At 40.9% G+C, this 3,531-nt stretch carries 4 protein-coding genes; 1 reads left to right on the forward strand and 3 read right to left on the reverse strand.

Annotated features, from left to right (window positions below):
- The first annotated feature begins 1 nt into the window (after position 1).
- The gene (locus RMO55_RS20770; RefSeq protein WP_310429897.1) at positions 2-142 is read left to right on the forward strand and encodes an LptF/LptG family permease; all 141 of its coding nucleotides are present in this window, start codon (positions 2-4) and stop codon (positions 140-142) included.
- 118 nt (positions 143-260) lie between these two features.
- Here RMO55_RS20770 and RMO55_RS20775 read toward each other — a convergent pair whose 3' ends face one another.
- From RMO55_RS20775 to RMO55_RS20785, 3 genes are all read right to left on the reverse strand, one after another.
- Complete coding sequence (locus RMO55_RS20775; protein WP_310429891.1) at positions 261-1,121, reverse strand: hypothetical protein; 861 nt, start codon at positions 1,119-1,121, stop codon at positions 261-263.
- A 42-nt stretch (positions 1,122-1,163) separates the two neighbouring features.
- Complete coding sequence (locus RMO55_RS20780) at positions 1,164-2,390, reverse strand: radical SAM protein (RefSeq protein WP_310429893.1); 1,227 nt, start codon at positions 2,388-2,390, stop codon at positions 1,164-1,166.
- Positions 2,391-2,565: 175 nt separating this feature from the next.
- Positions 2,566-2,904 carry a hypothetical protein gene (locus RMO55_RS20785; protein ID WP_310429895.1) on the reverse strand — a complete coding sequence of 113 codons (339 nt, stop codon included), beginning with the start codon at positions 2,902-2,904 and terminating at the stop codon, positions 2,566-2,568.
- Positions 2,905-3,531 lie beyond the last annotated feature (627 nt).

The raw sequence follows: 3,531 nt of genomic DNA on the forward strand, positions 1-3,531 counted from the left end.
GATTTTCGGCTATTACTTAATTATGTTTATTGCTGGAGCTTTAGGACAAGCTGAGATTATTTCGCCGTTTTTAGCTGGATGGTTGCCAAATTTTATTGGGGTCGCGATCGGTGGCTGGTTGGTCGCTCAAGCAGCAAAATAGGATTGTTTGGACGCTCGATCTTTGTAAATTTGTAGATTGCTTTGTTTATGCTAAAAATATCCGCAGTATATCTAAAATATTAAAACAAACCTGCCCAATTTCACCAGAAACGATCGAATTAAATCGTGATGCCAAAGTATCCAAGAAAAGTTAGAGTAATATCAGGATACCGATTGCCTCGGTTAGTGGCATCATGAATGATGTTTTCCGTAGGTGCGATGTAGGCTTCTCCTGGCGAAATTCTCAGCTTAAGTACTGGATATGCAGGATTTTTGCTCATAAATTCTTCTGGCAATTTCAGACCACGATAATGTTTGTAAATATCTTTAGCTTCGGACAGCCCTAAAGTACGAAACATATCGATTAGCGTTAGATTAATAAACAAGAAAAATCGATCTTCACGACCTAAATTAATACAGAGCCGATTCCGAGATTTATGTCTATGCTTGAGCGGCAATTTATCCCATGAGTCTAAATGCATACCTGCATAAGTTTGACGATTGGCATCGACTCGCTCGTAAATAGTTATCGTTGTCATATTTGGATTGGAAATATTAATCCCTAATGATTCAGTTGTTGGTGAACCTTGACAATAACCTATAATTCGATCGCGGACTGCGGCTACAGCTACCTCTTCGTCACGAGTCATGACTCGATCTTCGAGTGTCTCGATTGCGTTTAAATTTAATCGATCTAAGGGTGATAGACAATCTGGGGGAATGCGAATCACTCCTAGATCGGCACCGATATTCCAACGAGCTGGTTCGCCGCCATCTTCCGGCATCGGTAACAGCAACCTTAATTCATCCCTTGTTGGTTGTCGCCAAGGTGCTTGCGGTAGAAATGCATTACTGCGATAGCAAACTTGCTCGAACGAGGACTCACTGGCTGGGTAGGTGCCAGAACTCAACCAAATTCGCGGATTTTTTTCATCTCCACCAGGCTCTGGCAGGAAAATTTGGATACTTTTCTTCAACATAAAGTTACGATTGAATGTTGCTGTGGAGATCGAGTCGCCGATCTAAATTCGACTCAAGGCCGCATCGTCCGCTTGGGGCGATGAAGTCTCACGCAAACGATCGATCTGTGATTGGATAACATCAAGATCGTTAATTCGACCTGTGAGCGGATCGATAACTCCAGCCTGAATCAACCGCATTTCGATATGCTCTAATATCCCTTTGGTAACAATACACTGTAGATTGCCTTCGAGATCGACTTGATGGGTCATGATGGCCTCTTCAGCCATTGGATAGCCACTGCAACTGCCAAAATACTTGCAAGAGCTACAAGCAGTCATCATCCGTTCTTCCGCTCTAGATATTACCTGCCGATGAACTGGACTCAAGGCAATCTGCTCTAAAGGAGTGGTAAATAAATTGCCATGACAAAAATTAGGATCGTAGCCATCCCCATAGCTGAAAACATCGCCGTTAACATTGACTAAATAAATGGATTCCCATTCGGCTTTGTCGTAAAAATAAGTGGCGACTTCGGGACTATAGTGGCGAATAATAGTGGCAATATGTTCGCTAATTGGCTGAATGCTAATTGTGGTTTGACTGGCCATCCACATATCGACCAGATCGCAAAGTGCTGGTAATACTTCTGCTGGCGTAATTTCAAAACCCTGATGTTGTCCGTCAAAAGCACCATCAAATAGGGGTAACAATCGAAAATGAACGTTCATTTTCTCGTAAAAACTAAAGATTTCCTGGAGATAAGGTAAGCTTGCTTTAGTTAACACTGTAATGCAGCCGAACTTAATCTTATTCTGAATCAATCGATCGATATTCTTGAGCACGGTTACAACGGAATCATTTCCAGTCTGTCTGGTGCGCAAACCACCAAACAGATCGATCGACACCCCAACCCCATCAAAGCCCTCCGTTAACAGATTGAGGCGTTCTTGGTTGAGCGTCGTGAGATTGGTTTGAACTACATTAGTCACAGAGCTTGCCAGTTCGCCAAAAATTTCCTGCTGTCGATCGAAAGTCTGCCAATAATAATCTGGCGAATGCAACAGCGGCTCTCCACCGTGCCAGACAAATTGAATTTCGGTTTTGAAGTCCAAGCGACTATAATAACTGGCAATATGCCGATACATTGTATCTAACTGGTCTAGGGTCATCGCCTGACGATCTCCCAATTCTAGGTACTCATAGCAATAACGACAGCGCAAATTACAAAGCTTAGAAGTTTTAATTACAAATTGAACTTGTCTGGTTTGCTCGGTTTTGACATCCATAGTCCACCTCTGGATTTAATAAGAAGAAAAAGTCAGAAATTGAAAACTCTGTAAAAACTGTCAGACTTACTCGCTAGATTGGTAAGGAGTTAGTCTGACAAATTAAGAACTATATTTAGGGCAAAATATTTAATGTAGATCTAGAAATCTATTGCTATTTTACTCTATGTTAAAATTATCCCCGCAACGACTCAAAGGTTTGGAGTGCTGAAATATTTTCTGGTTGACTATCATGCAACTTAAGTTTCTGACGATATTCGGCAAAAGTTGGTCCATTATCAAATAGCTTGAATTGTGGCCCTTTTTTACGGGCAATTGAAAACTCGTTCTGGAGCTTCTGTCCTAGATTTGGGGAAAAGTCGATCGATTTATTACTGTTTTCGATTTCTGCCCGAACGGAAGTGGGAGAATTAAACGTTTCTGCTTGCACCACATCGCTAAAAGCAATCAGTGGAGTCAACAAGATTAGGGAAAATAACAGCGAGCTTGGTAGCTTGAGTTTTAGTGTTTTCATGATATTCTACAGGTTTATTAGTGATGAATTATCAGATCGACAGATCGAAATAACATCCATAAATTTGGAAATCTTACAGATATTAAATCTATAACTTTGACAAGTTTGATCGGACTAATTAGGAAATGCAGGACAGTGTAGCCGCGCGGAAATTGTCTCTAACAAATCGCGATCGCCGCTTGTACGATCGATTTTCAGGAGATTTCCCAAGCAAATACTATTGCCTAGCAATCCTTGAGCTTATCTTCACGAGGACGTATGACTTTTACGGAAAATTGGGATTTTTCTTGACATACATCCTCGTCTGAAGAATCGAGGATTCCTTTTTCGGAATGTTTTTCGAGCCATTGACAGGGGTAAAGCCATCAGTAAACTTTGTTCGATCTTATACTAATACTATTTAATTCAAAATAACGCTTTAGATAATATTATGTTACAAGCTGCTATTCCAAATTTTGACAATGAGGTAATGAGATCGGGAGAATAAGCGGTCTTATCATCCTCTTCCAACTCCTAACTTAAAAAAATTGCCAGGAACATTTACATCCCCAGCAATAGTTAAATTTATTTCGAGTTGATGGTGTAAACCCGCCCCGATGGGTTATCTCAGATCTGCTGCAAGATGTG

The organism is Chamaesiphon sp. VAR_48_metabat_135_sub (genome assembly GCF_031418915.1).
In the GTDB taxonomy this organism is placed as follows: domain Bacteria; phylum Cyanobacteriota; class Cyanobacteriia; order Cyanobacteriales; family Chamaesiphonaceae; genus Chamaesiphon.